The following is a 16,826-nucleotide window of genomic DNA, read 5'->3' on the forward strand; positions in this document are numbered from 1 at the left end:
ACAAGCGTGAAGCTGCCAAAGTTAAAGGTAGAGAAATCTGAAAGTCAAACCGTGATGCAGCCTGCACTGGCGGGAGTGCCTGCATATGGTTATAAGATCCCATACAATACATTTAACTCAAATACCTTTTTGAGCGATTTGAGAAACGGTTTGACTGTGAAGTTTGCTTGGGATGGTGGTAATAAGGGTCCAGTGGGTCCGGTTAAAGCAGGTAAGAATGATGCCGGTAAAACTAATGTTGATGAATATAGGAACAAATCCAATGTGTCAAAAACTGAAACAGCTCCAATCGTCGGAACAAAAGGAGTGGATAAGCAGGTAGAAGGCAGCAAGCAGCCGAGTACGATTACAAAAGAAAGACCTGAAGGTCAAGCTGTGATGCAGTCTGCAATATCGGGAGTGTCTGTTGATCAATTAAGGAAAAAATTCAATCTGTCAAAATCTGTAGCTCCTGTGGTTGGAACAAAAGGAGTGGATAAGCAGGTAAAAGGCAGCAAGCTGCCGAGTAATACTGCAAAAGAAAGACCTGAAGGTCAAGCTGTGATGCAGTCTGCGATATCGGGAGTGTCTGTTGATCAATTAAAGAACAAATTCTATCTGTCAAAATCTGTAGCTCCTGTTGTTGGAACAAAAGGGATGGATAAGCAGGTAAAAGGCAGCAACCAGCCGAGTAATACTGCAAAAGAAAGACCTGAAGGTCAAGCTGTGATGCAGTCTGCAATATCGGGAGTGTCTGTTGATCAATTAAGGAACAAATTCTATCTGTCAAAATCTGTAGCTCCTGTTGTTGGAACAAAAGGAGTGGATAAGCAGGTAAAAGGCAGCAAGCAGTCGAGTACGATTGACGAAGAGACAATACCTGAAGTTCAAACTGCTAGGCAACTGGCAGTTTCGGGATTGCCTGAAAGAATGAATGATATTCCTTATAACACATCTATTGAAAATACGGTTTTGAAAGATTTGAAGCCCAATGTGAAGTTTGATGGTGATGGGGGTAGTAAGAGTACTAAGGGTATAGATAATCCCAAAACAAGGTTACCAAGAACAAATGGTAAATGGGAAGGAGAACCTGGTAATGGGAAATGGTATTCTGATAAACCTGAAGTTAAAAAAATAACGAATGGTGAGGGTGTAGAATTTATTAATGGTAGACCTAACTTCACACCTTGGAGTAAAGGTTCTATTAAATTTAAAGAAGGTATGTTAGATGGCTCTAAAAATGATTTTAATTTAGTGTATGAAAAAATTATGCAGTTAAAAGGTTTTAAGTCACAAAATCAAGCAAAGTCCTGGTTAAAGGAAAAAGGCTTAACGCCTCATCATAAAAGTTCTACTGAAATTGAGTTAATTCCAACAGATTTACATGCTAATATACCGCATATAGGTTCAGCATCAGATTTAAGAGGAGGAAAATAAAAATGAACAAAATAATAAAGCAAAAATTAGATGTAATAATTGATTCAGAAGTGGTTGTATCAAAAAAAGAAAATTCATATAAGTCAATCGAAACAATTGAAAGGTTGTATGGAGTTGATTTACCATTAGACTATAAAGAGTTTTTACTTGAATATGGAGGATGTTTTGTTAAAGAAAACAGAATGTATCAGCCAATTGAAGCTACCCCTGTAACTCCAGAGGATGGTTTCGATTCGATAGGTGGCTTTTATGGTATTAGTAATAGTGCTTATAATATTGAATCAATAATTCAAACGTATAAAGGAACTTTAGGAAATATTGTAATGCCTATCGCAGATGCAGATGGGGGAGATTTAATATGTATAGGCTTAAAAGATAAATACAGGGGTAAAATTTATTATTGGTATCATGAAAACGAAACGACTGATGAAGGTGGAAAAGAATATTATTACCTTATAGCAAACTCATTTGAAGAGTTTATTTCAAAGTTTTCATTTCATGAAAGAAAAAAAAATGTCAATTTAGATGACATCGAACTCTTCTTAGACGAAGATTTACTAAAAGATTAGTATCCATCAATAAATTAGAAAACCTTGATTGGGTGGGGCTACCTAGTGCCGAATAAACAGCATTCTAGCTGCAAGAAAGAGATAACCCATATTAGCCCTCTATGATGTATTTCCAAATTATAAAGTACGTACAACAACTATAAAACGTATAACCTATTTAATGTATCCCATAATGTATCCTAGCTATTAGAAGTTGTTAATGCTGTTTAAATACGTCCAGATATTGACGGTTTTGTCTGACCGGGAATTGACGGATATAATGTCCTTCATCACCCTGAAGAAAGGAAAAGACGCCTTCCATAATGTCGGCCATTACCAGTGGCGCGACGGAAGACGTCCCTCAAAAAATATGATTGTTGTAAACAAATTATATCATATTGAAAGCTGCCGATTAAGGGGTTTTTTATTAAATGTGCAGAAAAGGTTCCTTGTCCCTGTTGTAATCATCAGGTGTTTAAGGGAGAGAAAGTTAAAAGATGAAAGAGGCATGACAGAACAATTATCATCAGGATGCTGCGTTGCCAGCAATGTAAGTAGATTCACCACGAGCTTCCTGATTTAATGATCCCATATAAGCGATACGCTGCAGATGTTATTGAGGAAACCATTTACCCAGCTGACGGTGGCAGCAGATGATTCTCCGATTTACAGGTGGAGGAAATCAATTGGTTTTACTGGTTATTTACTTACTGATTCAGCCTGAGCAGAATGAGACTCCGGCAGTCGATCTATCCTGTCGGCTGTTGCTTTACGACAATGGCTCGCCAAAGCACGTGGATGGCTCGGAAAAATTGTCGATCCAGTCGCGAATCATCACTTTTGGATACATACCCGTTCTGCGTTTTTGTCCGCTTACCCATGATTCCCACTTCAATTATCAAGAAAAAAACGCCAGGCCAAATCTGGCCCAGCGGGCAACCTTTTATTAGGAAAAACACGGCATATAAATACAATCTTTATAAACCAACGGGCTCTTCTAATTTCTCATTCTTTGTTTCCTTTTCAATGGTTTTAACTAGATAGTTTAAAAAGTCCTCACGCAAATCTTCTCTTCGAAGTGCAAACTCAACTGTAGCTTGTAAAAATCCTTGCTTATCCCCTACATCATATCTTTTTCCTTCAAAAATATAGGCATACATTGCTTCTTTTTGAGCTAGTACCTTTAAAGCGTCGGTAAGTTGAATTTCTCCACCTTTTCCTGGCTCAGTCTGTTCTAAGATGTCAAAAATAGCAGGGGTAATGACATATCTACCGAGAATGGCTATATTAGAGGGAGCTTCTTCTACTGCTGGTTTTTCTACTAATCCGTTAACCTTGTAAACTGAATCCTCAATTTGTTTTCCATCAACTACCCCATATTTACTAACATCTTCCATCGGAATTTCTTGAACGCCTAAAATAGTAGTCTTATATTGTTGATACATTTCCGTCATTTGTTGTAAACAAGGTTTATCATTTTCTACAATATCATCACCTAGCATAACAGCAAATGGTTCATTTCCGATAAAACTTTTAGCACAATAAATTGCATGCCCTAATCCTCTAGGTTCTTTTTGGCGGATAAAATGAATATTTACCAAATCAGATATTTTTCTCACTTCTTCTAATAACTCATATTTACCTTTTGCTTCTAACTCAAATTCTAGTTCTACGGATTTATCAAAATGATCCTCAATACTTTTCTTATTTCTCCCCGTAATAATAAGAATTTCTTCAATTCCAGATTTAACTGCCTCTTCAATAATAAATTGAAGTGTAGGCTTATCAACTATTGGTAACATTTCTTTTGGCTGTGCTTTTGTTGCTGGTAAGAATCGTGTTCCAAGACCTGCTGCAGGAATAATTGCTTTACGTACTTGCATTCTCAACACTCCCTCTATAGATATTGTTGTATCAAAATACTTTTGACACACTTTCTAACAGATAATAATAAATATGTGATTATCTCCTAAATAAAAAAGCAAGTTAAGGACAATTATTTGTAGTAATACATATACAACTAATTCTACTTTCCTTAGCAAAATGTATAGAAAAAGAAGCCTCCCTCCCTATTAACGCAAAGGCTTTAAACTTGGTAATAAAAGTGTGTCCTGCCAATGTGAACACTCGAGGAGGGCAAGGACCCTCCAACAAACAAATGATGGCCCTAATTCAATTAAATGGGTCACTGTGACCGTTCCGATTACCTCCTCTAAATAACCCTCGCATCCTTATCTCGTTTTAATAATCTCCTCAAGTCCTTGATAACAACATATAGGATAATAAAAGCAAGTACACCCATCACATCAACCATTACATCCTGAACCCTTGCCTCCCTCTTAAAGAAAGCTTGGACAAATTCAGTAAGAAAAGCATAGCCCATACCAATAACAAAGGTAGGCTTTAAATTACTATACACACGGAACAGTAAATAGGCTAGCACAAAGAAAAAGAAGAAATGGCCGATTTTTTGCAATACGGTAAAGGAACCAATGGTATTAAGGCTATAAAAATAAAACACATGTGACAAATTAGGTATTATTTCAAATTGAAAGCGCACCTTTCTATCTACTAATAATCCTTTAAAGTCAGAGTTAAACGTAAAGATAAAGAGCAAACATGTCCAGATAAGCAGGAATAGTCTATTCACTGGCTATTTCTACATTTCTGCTAAGAAAAGCTACATAGTTAACAATTGATACAAGCATTGAACTTGTTTTCAGCTTACTTATGTAAAATAGTTGTTTGCCCATTCTGTTACCTTCGCATGATTAATTTGCTGAAAAGTTGAACCTATACCATCAATTTTTCTTTAGTCTAATCACCCTTTATTGTAATTACTAGCTCCTGTGACCTTAATCCCCCTGCCTTCCAGAAACAAACAAAGTGGTGTGTAAAATTACACACCACTTTGTCTATTACAAGATGATAGCTTTGCCTTATTGGCAGAAGACAAAAGTTAAGTTAACCTAAAATTAATAGTGAGTTTTTATTCCATTCATTGAGCTACTCAATAAGTCGTTCGCCAGAGAAAAGGGTAATGATTAATCAAAATCTGTCTAGTCATAAAGTTACTTTTAACTTTTCACTTCGCAGATTTGTTCAAACCGACATGCATCATGGCACATTGCAACAATGTCACGCATAGCAGTCCATCCTAGTTCTCTTTCAGCTTTAGAAGCATCAGCATAACTTGATGCTATGTCACCGGGTCTGAGATCGACAATTTCATAGGCTACTTCTACATCATTTGCCACCTCAAAAGCGTATACTAACTCTAATACACTAGCTCCGTGGCCTGTGCCTAAATAGTAGATACGAACACCTTCATTTAAATTGTCTAGTGCTGCTACATGGCCTTCAGCTAAATCCATAACATGTATATAATCTCTAACGCCAGATACCCAGCATAGCTGGTTACCAAAGTTCATAGACTTACAAACTTTTTAATTTCTGTTTAAAAAAAGGATTAAAATTAACCTAAGTTTTAAATATGAAAATGAACATTACCGTTTCTTATAATAATCCACGTACCAATTAGCAAATTGCTGTAATCCTTCTTCAATTGATGTTTTTGGTTTAAAACCCACTGCTTTTTGCAATAAATCAGTTGACGCATATGTAGCAGGTACATCTCCTGGCTTAATTGGCTCAAACACCTTTTCAAAGTGCACTTCTCTTCCTAAAGCTTTACTTAAAGTCTTCTCCAATGTATTAATAAACGTCATCAACTTTTCCGGATTATTGTTACCGATGTTAAACACCTTGTGAGGAACGGCATCAACCGGCGGTTTACCGATAAGTCGCTCTATTCCTTCGACTATATCATCAATATACGTGAAATCACGGTAGAGGTCATTATCAAAATCACCATTATTAAAGATCTTAATTGGTTCACCAGCAAAATATTTATCTGTAAAACCAAAGTAAGCCATATCTGGTCTTCCTATTGGACCATATACTGTAAAGAAGCGAAGACCTGTGGCTGGAATTTTATATAAATGGCTATACGTATGAGCCATTAATTCGTTAGATTTCTTAGTAGATGCATAAAGTGATACAGGGGTATCTACAAAATCGATTTCTTCAAATGGAACCTTTTTATTGGCTCCGTATACAGAACTAGATGAAGCATATACAAGGTGCTCAACAGGGTAGTGTCTGCATGCTTCAAGGATGTTATAAAAACCGATAATGTTGCTTTGGATATATACATCCGGGTTTTCTATTGAATACCTAACTCCAGCTTGAGCAGCTAAGTTTACTACAATATTAGGCTTGTACTCTTCAAATACACTATTATTCATGGGCTTGTCAGAAATATCGCCCTCAATAAAAGTAAACTTATCAAATGGTTGAAGTTGCTCTAGACGAGCGTGTTTAAGTTTCACATCATAGTAATCATTTACATTATCAATACCTATTACTTTGCAGCCACTTTCTAGTAGTTTCTTAGATAAATAATATCCGATGAAACCAGCAGCTCCAGTAATAAGATAAACTTTACTAGGATCTAACGGCTTGTAACTCAAGATTTCTCGACTCCTTTACAACTTCTCTCTCTACAGCTTTTCTTCCAATCGAGTGATACTCTACCCCAGCTTCCTGCATTTCCGTAACATTATAGATATTTCTTCCGTCGTATACTAACGGAGTTCTCATTAATTCCTTATACTTACGAGGAATCACTGATTTTACTTCGCCCCACTCAGTAAAGATAAAGCAAACATTCGCACCATCTAGTGCTTCTTCAATATTAGAAACATACGTAATGTTACCTTTACCATGCTTTCCTTCAGGGTGGACTTTTGCAAAGTTTTCAGCGCCAACAGGATCAAATGCATAGATATCTGCACCTTGCTCTAGTAATAAAGGTACATTCTCAAGAGAGGCAGCTTCTCTTAAATCATCAGTTCCAGGTTTAAATGTTAACCCAAGTACTGCAACTTTCAAGCCATTAAAAGTGATAAGTCTCTTGCTAGCTTTCTTATATAACATTGTTTTTTGATCTGTATTTACTTCAATTGCAGCCTTAACCGTTCGCAACTCATACCCATGCTGCTTTGCAATATTCTCTAGCGCTTTCGTATCCTTAGGAAAACATGAACCGCCATAACCGATACCTGCGTTTAAAAACTTACTTCCTATACGTGCATCATAGCTCATACCTTTTGCAACGTCTTGTACATCCGCCCCTACTAGTTCACATAGGTTAGCGATATCATTCATATAGGAAATCTTTAGAGCAAGGAAATCGTTTGATGCATACTTGATCATTTCAGCAGATCTTCTATTAACCGATACGATAGGTAAATTAAAAGGCTCATAGAGTTTCATAAGCAACTCTTCAGCCCATTTACTCTCTGTACCAATAATAATTCTTTCTGCATGAAGTGAATCATGTACAGCAGACCCCTGTGCTAAGAATTCAGGATTTGATGCCACTTCTACCTTAACATCATTTACTAGAAAGTCCTGAATAAACTGCTCAACCTTATCATTGGTTCTGACTGGAACGGTGGACTTTACTACAACTAAGCAATCCTTTTCAATCGACTCCGCGATTTGCCTTGCTACTGTTGCAATGTATGAAAGATTCGCAGAACCATCTGGCTGCTCTGGAGTACCAACTCCAATAAAGATTGCATCTGCATCTTTATAGGCAGACTTATAATCTGTTGTATAATCAATTCTTCCAACAGCATAGTTTTTCTGCATTAACTCTTCTAAACCCTGTTCATATATTGGTGAGACTCCAGATTTCATAAGGTTAACTTTATTTTCATCAATATCTACGCAAGTAACTTGATGGCCAACTTCGGCAAAACAAACCCCTGCGACCAAACCAACATAGCCTGTTCCTGCAACTGCTATTTTATACATAATTGTAATCCCTTCCTATATAAAGTTAATTCTAAAATAATTATAGATTATAGAGCATAATTATCTATGCTAACTGGAATAATGAAAATCCTGCTTTACTTTAAATAATTCAACGTCTGAAACAATATTACCTTATTTAGGACCAAACTTACTTATCTCTACAGCAAATCACTTGAGACATTTTTAATGTTCAAGTTAACTTATTGTCTTTATTTAATTGGTAAATAGCACCCAATATTTAGTTTGTGAAAAGAATGAATAATATCATATATTTACTTAATTTTAACCTTTCCTCGCAACCAAAATATTTTTTTCGAAATTCTCAACAGCATCATTTAGAATTTTTTGGGCTAATAAATATTGAATAAAGTAAATTAAAGCCATAGTTAAACTGTATAAACCAACAGTCCAATAAGTGTTTAATAATAAGTATTTGGATGTTCCAAATACTGCTAAAACAAGAACTAGCCTAAGTACATTCAGTATTAATGCTGTTTTTTGTTTTTCAAAAACATCAAAAATATTACTAATAGGTTTAAAGATTAATCTTGAAAAAACTGCAATTGATAGTAAGCTAGCATAAATCCCAGCTTCACTCCATTTGCTCCCAAAAACAATAGAAAATAAATATGGTCCAAATAATAATAAAACTATTAGTGGAATAAATCCGATAAAGATTAAATTTCTCAATAGCTTATTTGAAATTTTTTTTAATCGGGCTGGATCTGTTGCCCTTAATGATGCAGACTCTGCATAAAAAACGCTACTAACAGAAGTGCCTACTAAATTCATTGGTAACTGTATTACACTATTAGCTAACCCAAATAGACCCGCTTCTTTTGCCCCATATAAAGAAGTAATAAATAATACCGGAAGTACTATTGTTATATCTCCTAAATACCTCCGAGGAGTTGTATATAAAGGAAACTTACTATAACGCTTTGCTGCCCAGATTAAGTAACGTTTATTAATTTTTGTAAATAATCCTCTTTCCTTTTTAACTAATGGATTAAGTAAGGAGGATATTCCAGCACTTTGTCCAACTATTTTCCCTATTAATAGGCCAATTGAACCTATTCCAATTACCCCAAGCCCTATAGTACTAAGATTTTGTAATATAGCTTGTTTGTATTTTGTTTTTGTTATAACTTTAAATCCTTTTCTCCTAAACGCCCATTGTGTAAGAATATTATACAATCCAATAAAAAAAAACCCTATTGGTAATAAGTATTTGTATTCAATAAGGGTTTCACTATTTAAAAGTATTAGAAATTGATCACCAATAAAAACAAACAATAAAACCAAAACCATAAAAGATATAGTCAAAGTTAGTATACTCAAGAATAGTACATTTATCGCCTTTTTTTCACTTTCTGCTATTGGAATTGCCAATTCATAATTCATTGATCCCAAAATGCCCAATAAACCTATAATCGATGCGTAAACTGCAAGTACTCCGTATTCTTGGGGAGTATAAACCCTTGTTATAATTGGTATTAGAAGAAAACTTAAAGCCTGAGCAAAGGCTGTACCTCCTGCAAGCATGAAAACATTTTTTCCGAAATTACCTATCTTCATTCCAATAATATTCCACCTATTTTAAGAATTTTTAGTATATTTCGTGCTTATGGTAACTTTTATCATAACTATTTGCATTACATTAAATATCAGATTTAAATTCTTTTCGAACAATATGCCTTAGCCTTTCAAGGTATTTTTCGAAACCACAATTTTCTCGAATATAGTTTAAAGCATTCTTCCCATAATAACTTATCTCTTCTTGATGTCCCAAGAAATATACTAACTTACTGGCAAGATCTTTGGCGCTAGTGTTGTCAAAAATTAAACCTGCATTTCCTTCTAAAACATAAAACGCTGTCCCATTATTATCTGTACTAATTGTGCAAAGACCATTTGACATGGCCTCAAGGACAGAAATACTGGCTACTTCCTTTTTACTTGGGAGAACAAAGATGTCATGATCTGTATATAATTCCTTCATTCTACGATATGGAATATTTTTTAATAATGTGAATTTACCCTGCAAGTTATAATCCTGAATCATACTAGCAAGGCTATCAAAATATTCTTGCTCATCTTCGTTTGAAACTTGGCCAACTATAGTAATGTGGAAATTTTTACGTTCTTTTATCAAAGAAACTGCCTCTACTAGGATTTTATGATTTTTATAATCTCTATATTTTCCTACATCTAAAATACGAATAATTCCATCTTTAACGTATTTTTTCTCTTCAGGTATTATATTAACCTCTTGAACAAAAGGAGCGAAATATGCATGCGAATTCACAGGTATTGTAGGAGAAGAGTAAGAACTATTTAGTAAATTAACATACTTCACAGGAGAATACCTAACTTTAGGAAACACTATTTTAGCCAACATCTGTTTAAGTCTTTTCCCTCTCCACTCGTCCGCATTTATAGGGTTTTGGTTATATAATATCACGTTTCGTATACCTAATAATTTACAACATGCATGTACAATCCGTGATTGTCTAGAACGTTCACGAAGAATCACGATATCAGGCTTAGAAGTTCTCAAGTAATTAAGAATTTGAATATATCCTGGCTTATAATTACGAAGCATCCAGTTTTCAGCGTATACCTCCCCTCTTCGTTTACGGATTATTTTGTATACTGTTCTCAGTATTATTGGAGTTTTTAGAATATCAGGTTTTAATGCTTCGTAGTTTTCTGAGACCCCTTTGTACATGGCAAGAAACCGAACTTGATATCCAGCTTTAAGTAGTCCTTCAGTAATTGGAATCTGGTTTGTGTGGTATCTTGGAGCAACATATAAAATCAACAACCTGAATTCCTCCTCTATTCAATGATTAGCTGTTTCGACTTCTTTAAAGCTCTTAGACTCTGTAAATATACCAACATTAAGACCCATATCATCATGAACTTCCTCGAATAGTATGTTACTTGCCAATATTCCAACGTAATCATTACAATTGCTAATAACAAGAATACGTTAATCATGTTCTTATCTCTATCTCCCGCATATTTTCGGTAAATCCATAAAGAAACTATTATATATAAATATTTAAGATAGTAAATTACAAATCCAATCCACCCTCCGCTAACAAGAATCTCTAGAAAGTTATTATGTGAGTAATATCCTCCATTGTTAAAAATATAACGAAAATTGTCCAGCCCCCATCCCATAAGTGGTCTTTCCCATAATGCAGATTTTGCAGCTTCAATCAACGAAAGCCTTGTTAGTAATGACGCGTCATCAATATCATTCTTATCATTGGTTATATACTCAACCACATTTTCGAGCCGATAACCAACAATTGAATATAAAGTAGCGTTATAAATAGTTAGATAGTAACCTATAATACATAAGGTGAGAACTACGATCATATTAGCGAATAGTTTAAAAATATTCCTACGATGTTGCCCAAAATAAAACCAACCCAACATCGCAACAGGTACAAACAAAAATGCTTTTCTCGTACCGGATGAAACAAGGGCAAGTAACAATAGTAAAAAGATTATCCAAAATTTCTTCTTGTCGTTCTTATATAAAATAGTTGCTAGTACCATACATATACCTGCCATCCAACCAACACTAATTGATATAACTCCTCCAATATTAATGCCACCTATTTGAATTCCGTTACCACTACGGTTTTCAAAGAGTGTTCCTACGTCAATTAATAGGTTAATCAAAATTGCCCACACGAAAGACAAGAAAAATAATTTTAGAACATGCTTAAAATTGTTCCTGAAGATTGCATAGTTATATACACAAATATATACTAGAGTACACACTAAAAGAGTTTGTATCATATCCTTCGATACATTTTTATCTACTGTTACACCAATTAAAATTTGCAAAATGCAATATCCGATAAAAATAATTTCTAAGGCAAAGTAAGTCGGAAGTTTTACTATCCTTGCACGTATTATAATCATAAATATACATATAACGATAAATAAAAGCATAGTAAGCCGACCAAGATTCGTACGTTCTGAGAGAAACGACATCACTAGAAATAAACAGAATAAAGTATCTGCTACATTTCCTATTCCAATTTTTTTCCTTAGTGTACTCATAAGTTATCTAATCCTTATTGTGTTAATATTTAAAATAAAAATGTAGCCAATATCCTTACTTGTTAAACACTACAAACTTAATAAACTTCAACCATTCCTCTGCGATAACAGTGGCATCCAACCGTTCTCTAATTTTCAAAGCATTTCTTCCTAGTTTTTTGGCTAGAATACTAGATCCTGCTACTTTGCACATAGCTTCAATCATAGCATCTAAATCTCCTACTGGTACAAGCAAACCGTTTACACCATCATCAATTAGTTCTGCTGGTCCTCCAGTTGGACAATTAGTGGAGATAACTGGTACACCCATTGCCATGGCTTCTATTACTACATTAGGCATACCTTCATAATCTGAACTAAGTACAAACATTGCTCCCCCATTTATCCGCTCTAATAAATCTTCTTTTCTCCCTGGAAATTGGAAAGCACCTTGTGGTAGCAGTGAAGAAGCAAGCTCATTTAGTTCATTTCTCAAAGTACCTTCTCCATATATTGTTAATACGTAGTCCTTATTAGTTTCATAGAACCTTGCAAAAGCTTTTATCAATAACGGGAAATTCTTTTGCTTATCTAACCTACCAGCTCCTATGATCTCTTTTCTCCTCTCACTTTTTAATACTGGGATTTGATTTAAATCCAATGGGTTCGGTAAGATTACACTTTTTTCTCTTATCTTCTTTGAGAAAAAATTTGCGGCTCCTTCTGTTTGAAAGACAAATCCCTTAGCAAAAGGATAGAATATATTCCTAAGAAAACGTGTCTCTTTTTTCCAGGGCATAACCCAGGGATTATTTCTCTCTGAAACAACAACAGGTATGTTAGTACCTAACAGTGAAGGTATTACATAAATGCCTATATCTTCAGGAAGGGTTAATACTAAATCTGGTTTTGAATTCACCACATAATCCCTAAGCTTCTTATACCTAAGAACTTTATCAATAGATGCATTTGAAGACTGCTTCCCTATAGGCTGTATTTTTACTCCTTTAGGAATATCGTACAATATCTTTTCATCGTCAATAGTTATTATTTCACAATTAATTTGTATTTTGGTGAAATGCTTAACAAGTTCTGTAATTACACGCTCCGCTCCACCAGCCCACATACTTCTAGTAATAAATATAACTTTCAATACAGATACCTACCTTTACAAAAAATACTAGTATAAGATAGTATTTTTATATTGAATTTATTAGCCTAGTTACATTTAAGTATCTTGACTTACCGAATGGCTCTTGAGAAGCAAGAACATATTTTTGTTTCTTTGCTGATTTTATAAATATCATTGAATTTGAATTAGGAAATTCACTAGAAGTAAAACAAATTTTATTCTTAAATTTCAGTTTATCAAATCTATTTAAGTGCTCCTTTGTACAACCATTTTGATCATTGAATTTAATTAGTAATCTTTCCCAATTAATTCGTTTACATCTTTTATTCCACTTCTCATAAGCATCTTCCTCACTAGTATAATGAAGAAATATTATTTCAATATCTTTTAATAGACCAATAGGGTACTCACCAAATTTTTCACTTTTTTTAAGAATCTCAAAATAGCGAGATTCTTTGGGATCGATAAAGGTTAACTCCGACTCTATATATTCTTTTAAGTTTAATACAAATTTTATGTAATCTTCTGCCATAAAGTACAAACCTATTGTTGGAGAATTATATGAAATTCCATAACTTTGATATATAAAGCCACCCCAACAATTGTTTGATATAATTGTAAAATTAGTATATTCCAATGATTTTCTTCGCAATTTTGCAGATTCTTTAATGTACTGCCTTCTTAACCTTAATTTAAGCCCTTCAAGACTAACCACATTTTCACTCTCCTTTATCTAACAACAATAGTAATAATATTAATTGTTAGTAAACTTATAGTATAAACTTTGTAATGTCTTTGCATTTTCTTCAATATTGTATCCTGAATCAGTAACTTGGAATGCGTTTTTTTCATTGATTATTTCTCGATTTACCTTTACAGTATCATTTATTAATTTCGCCCATTCTTCAGCTGTTTTTTCTAAAGAAATATATTCAATTAATTCAGTTACCCTTACCTCTTCTGTTATTACATCAGATACAAAGCACTGGAGGCTAGCTGATTGAGCTTCTAATAGAGTTAGTGGTAACCCTTCAAAACGTGAGGGCATGACTATAACATCCATAACTTGCATAAGATTTGGTACTTCCCTTGATTTACCGGTAAAGATAACAGCATTATTTAGCCCTAAACTGTTAACTTTATTTTCAAGGTCAGTTCGAAGTACACCATCACCAACTAGCAAAAGTCTATATGATTTATCATATTTATATAACTCAGAAAAGACATCAATTAGAAATTCATGATTCTTTTGGTAATTAAATGCACCTACATTACCAACTACCTTACATCCTACTAATCCATATTTTTTTCTATACTTCTTACGATGGTCGTCATTATACTTAAACTTATTAACATCAATCCCGTTGTTAATAACTGTAAAAGACTTTCCATTATATAGCCACTCACCAGCTCTAACGCCACAAGCAAACCCGTTTGTATAGTTTTTGTCAAAAGTCTTTCTCAGTAATTTATGAACTATTTTATAGTTAGTTGTTGTATTATGACTATGAGGAATACGAACTTTTACACCGCCTATTTTAGATGCAAGCATTTCAATAGCAAGTGTACAACTATTTCCGTGAGCGTGAACTATATTATAGTCACCCAACTTCACAATCTCTGTGACTTTCTTCATATATTTTAACGGAGATTTTAAGCGATAATTTAATTCGTATAACTTGCTTCCATTATCAATTATCTCTTGCCTTAATTTATCGTCAGTACACCTCTTTACAACAAAATCCATATGAACTTTAGATTTATCTATTGAATTATAATAACTCATTATCACATTTGAAATTCCGTCACCAAACCCAAAATTTACAGTACATATAACTAATACTTTCAACATTTTAAAACTCCAATTTGTTTTAATTTTGCTTTAAATCCTTTTAATTACCTTCTAAATATTTTAACCAATGTACCTATAACCCTCCACATGTGAAGAGAAACAAAATTTTATAAGGTTTATTCATTTTCTTTACTTTACAGGCAACTTAATCCAACTACCCATTTTTTCATTCAAACTGTAAGGACTAATTTTTCCAAATCCAGCATCACTAATAAATGTTATTTCTCCAAAGTATATCTCGTTATTTATAACATAGAAATCAACTCTTGCATGTGGAAACGGTTTTGAAAGTTTTTTTGCATAATTTTTCATCTTATCATATTGTTTCGGTTTTTCAAAACTATTTGCATCGTCATAAGGAAAATTTATACACTGATTTTCAAGTATGTTCCAGTCGCCATCATAAACTTTCCTTTTATGAAATGTAAATCTGTCTGTATCTATTGCTGTCAATGCAACTCCATGCTCTCCTCCAAAATTATTAAAACAAAACATTTTGTAGTCAACTGGCACATTTGAATTATCTTCCGTTAGGAATTTCTCTATGATAATCCGAGGTTTAATTACTCCATAAAACCACTCGCCATAACATGGTAAGTATTTCTGTTTTAGCCACTTGTTTACATGTTTGATAGTTCTTTTTTTATCTAGACTATCCTTATTGGTACAAATAATGTTATTACCAGATCCGTGTGTGACTTTAATAACAAACCGTTGAGGTAAGTCTTCGAAAGGAATATCACGTGCATCATACCCTTCCCATAATAACTCATTAAGAATTTCCTCACACCCGCAATCTTTCACATATTGACGAACAGTGTATTTATCAGTACATAACGGCATTAATTCATTTTTATAGTAGAGTTTCATCCAATTTAACTTTTCGTTATATGTCTTAGGATTATCTATATTTAGCTTATATTTATGTTTAATATAAAAAAGAGCCTGAAACACTGCTTTAGGACTAATTTTATAAACAACATTTACCGGGGTTAATAATATTCTTTTTAACTGTTTATGCATATAAATCCTCCACTATATACTAATTCAATCATTAAAAGCTTTAAGCTTCTCCAATTCTTCTATACTTTTCTTTTCAAATTCATATATTTTTGCATCAACTAAATATCTGTACCAATAGCATTCAAAGTAATGGTATATATAGCCTTCTTTTCCATCTAAGAAACCTAATCTAAAGTAGTAATTATATACGAACCATAACCATGCTCTAAAAAATCTTGGTGCCTTATAGTATAATCCAAATTTCTTTTTTCTTGTACTTTGGATTTTTTTATCCGTTTGAATTTCGCTAGTATTTCCTTTTTTATAAGCTATATAATCTTCCATTTCACGAGTGGCGTAATAATTATATTTTGTTATAAAACTATTAATATCTTTAAAATCATGATGGATAAAACGTTCTTTTAATGCGACAGAACGACCATATGATAACACGCTATGAGCATCCCTCTTTCGGTCCTCTATCCTACCAATTCCTCGCTTGAAAATCATTAGTTTTCTCTTTTTACTAGCACCGTATTTTAGACGTTTACCTAAAAAGTATAACCACGCTTCCATTGTTATACCGTTAACATCATCTTCATCTGCATGTTGGGCCATCAACATTTCAGCTTCTTTGCATAGTTCTGTGGTAAATCTTTCATCAGCATCTAGGCGTAGTATCCATTTTGTTGTAATACTTGTATTGTCGATTCCCCAATTAAATTGCTGAGCATAATAATCAAATTTATTAATAAAAACATCTGCACCATGTTTTTGTGCTAATTCAACAGTTTTGTCAGTACTCCCGCTATCAACAACTACTACTCGTTCAGCAAAACCTTTAATAGACTCTAGACATGCTACTATATTTTTACTTTCATTTTTCGTTAATACAATTGCTGTTAAATCTGCCATAAAACATCCCTCA

17 protein-coding genes are annotated in these 16,826 nt (G+C 33.7%); 4 read left to right on the forward strand and 13 right to left on the reverse strand.

The window, feature by feature from the left end; translation table 11 throughout:
* Positions 1-54: 54 nt before the first annotated feature.
* From GJU40_RS12775 to GJU40_RS20715, 4 genes are all read left to right on the forward strand, one after another.
* Entirely contained in the window at positions 55-1,416 is a 1,362-nt protein-coding gene (locus GJU40_RS12775; RefSeq protein WP_154308210.1) for an HNH endonuclease family protein, read from the forward strand.
* Between the two features lie 2 nt (positions 1,417-1,418).
* Complete coding sequence (locus GJU40_RS12780) at positions 1,419-1,985, forward strand: SMI1/KNR4 family protein (RefSeq protein WP_154308212.1); 567 nt, start codon at positions 1,419-1,421, stop codon at positions 1,983-1,985.
* Positions 1,986-2,522: 537 nt separating this feature from the next.
* A complete protein-coding gene (locus tag GJU40_RS21555) occupies positions 2,523-2,621 on the forward strand; it encodes a DUF6431 domain-containing protein (RefSeq protein ID WP_425481226.1) in 99 nt (32 codons plus the stop codon).
* Positions 2,622-2,650: 29 nt separating this feature from the next.
* A complete protein-coding gene (locus GJU40_RS20715) occupies positions 2,651-2,914 on the forward strand; it encodes a hypothetical protein (RefSeq protein WP_170289400.1) in 264 nt (87 codons plus the stop codon).
* Between the two features lie 27 nt (positions 2,915-2,941).
* Here GJU40_RS20715 and galU read toward each other — a convergent pair whose 3' ends face one another.
* The 13 genes from galU to GJU40_RS12845 form a co-directional block, all read right to left on the reverse strand.
* A complete protein-coding gene (gene galU / locus GJU40_RS12785; RefSeq protein WP_154308214.1) occupies positions 2,942-3,847 on the reverse strand; it encodes a UTP--glucose-1-phosphate uridylyltransferase GalU in 906 nt (301 codons plus the stop codon).
* Positions 3,848-4,176: 329 nt separating this feature from the next.
* On the reverse strand, positions 4,177-4,614 hold the full coding sequence (locus GJU40_RS12790) for a VanZ family protein (protein WP_154308216.1): 438 nt from the start codon (positions 4,612-4,614) through the stop codon (positions 4,177-4,179).
* 427 nt (positions 4,615-5,041) lie between these two features.
* On the reverse strand, positions 5,042-5,395 hold the full coding sequence (locus GJU40_RS12795; protein ID WP_154308218.1) for a GDP-mannose 4,6-dehydratase: 354 nt from the start codon (positions 5,393-5,395) through the stop codon (positions 5,042-5,044).
* Between the two features lie 75 nt (positions 5,396-5,470).
* Positions 5,471-6,496, reverse strand: a complete 1,026-nt coding sequence (locus GJU40_RS12800; protein ID WP_154308219.1) for a GDP-mannose 4,6-dehydratase — start codon at positions 6,494-6,496, stop codon at positions 5,471-5,473.
* Positions 6,471-7,847: a UDP-glucose dehydrogenase family protein gene (locus GJU40_RS12805; RefSeq protein ID WP_154308221.1), complete on the reverse strand. Its 1,377-nt coding sequence runs from the start codon at positions 7,845-7,847 to the stop codon at positions 6,471-6,473. Before GJU40_RS12805 ends, GJU40_RS12800 begins: the two co-directional genes overlap by 26 nt.
* A 282-nt stretch (positions 7,848-8,129) precedes the next feature.
* The gene (locus tag GJU40_RS12810; protein ID WP_154308223.1) at positions 8,130-9,425 is read right to left on the reverse strand and encodes a lipopolysaccharide biosynthesis protein; all 1,296 of its coding nucleotides are present in this window, start codon (positions 9,423-9,425) and stop codon (positions 8,130-8,132) included.
* A gap of 82 nt (positions 9,426-9,507) precedes the next feature.
* Positions 9,508-10,674, reverse strand: a complete 1,167-nt coding sequence (locus tag GJU40_RS12815; RefSeq protein ID WP_154308225.1) for a glycosyltransferase family 4 protein — start codon at positions 10,672-10,674, stop codon at positions 9,508-9,510.
* A 14-nt stretch (positions 10,675-10,688) separates the two neighbouring features.
* Positions 10,689-11,933, reverse strand: coding sequence for an O-antigen ligase family protein (locus GJU40_RS12820; RefSeq protein ID WP_154308226.1), 1,245 nt, complete (start codon positions 11,931-11,933; stop codon positions 10,689-10,691).
* Positions 11,934-11,988: 55 nt separating this feature from the next.
* On the reverse strand, positions 11,989-13,065 hold the full coding sequence (locus GJU40_RS12825) for a glycosyltransferase (protein ID WP_154308228.1): 1,077 nt from the start codon (positions 13,063-13,065) through the stop codon (positions 11,989-11,991).
* Positions 13,066-13,111: 46 nt separating this feature from the next.
* Entirely contained in the window at positions 13,112-13,759 is a 648-nt protein-coding gene (locus tag GJU40_RS12830) for a DUF1919 domain-containing protein (RefSeq protein ID WP_154308230.1), read from the reverse strand.
* 39 nt (positions 13,760-13,798) lie between these two features.
* A complete protein-coding gene (locus tag GJU40_RS12835; RefSeq protein ID WP_154308232.1) occupies positions 13,799-14,896 on the reverse strand; it encodes a glycosyltransferase family 1 protein in 1,098 nt (365 codons plus the stop codon).
* Between the two features lie 129 nt (positions 14,897-15,025).
* The gene (locus GJU40_RS12840; protein ID WP_154308234.1) at positions 15,026-15,919 is read right to left on the reverse strand and encodes an ATP-grasp fold amidoligase family protein; all 894 of its coding nucleotides are present in this window, start codon (positions 15,917-15,919) and stop codon (positions 15,026-15,028) included.
* A 24-nt stretch (positions 15,920-15,943) separates the two neighbouring features.
* Positions 15,944-16,813 (reverse strand): glycosyltransferase family 2 protein, encoded by an 870-nt coding sequence (locus tag GJU40_RS12845; RefSeq protein WP_154308236.1) that lies wholly within the window; start codon positions 16,811-16,813, stop codon positions 15,944-15,946.
* Between the last annotated feature and the right edge of the window lie 13 nt (positions 16,814-16,826).

It is taken from the genome of Metabacillus lacus (assembly GCF_009674805.1).
Classification (GTDB): domain Bacteria; phylum Bacillota; class Bacilli; order Bacillales; family Bacillaceae; genus Metabacillus_C; species Metabacillus_C lacus.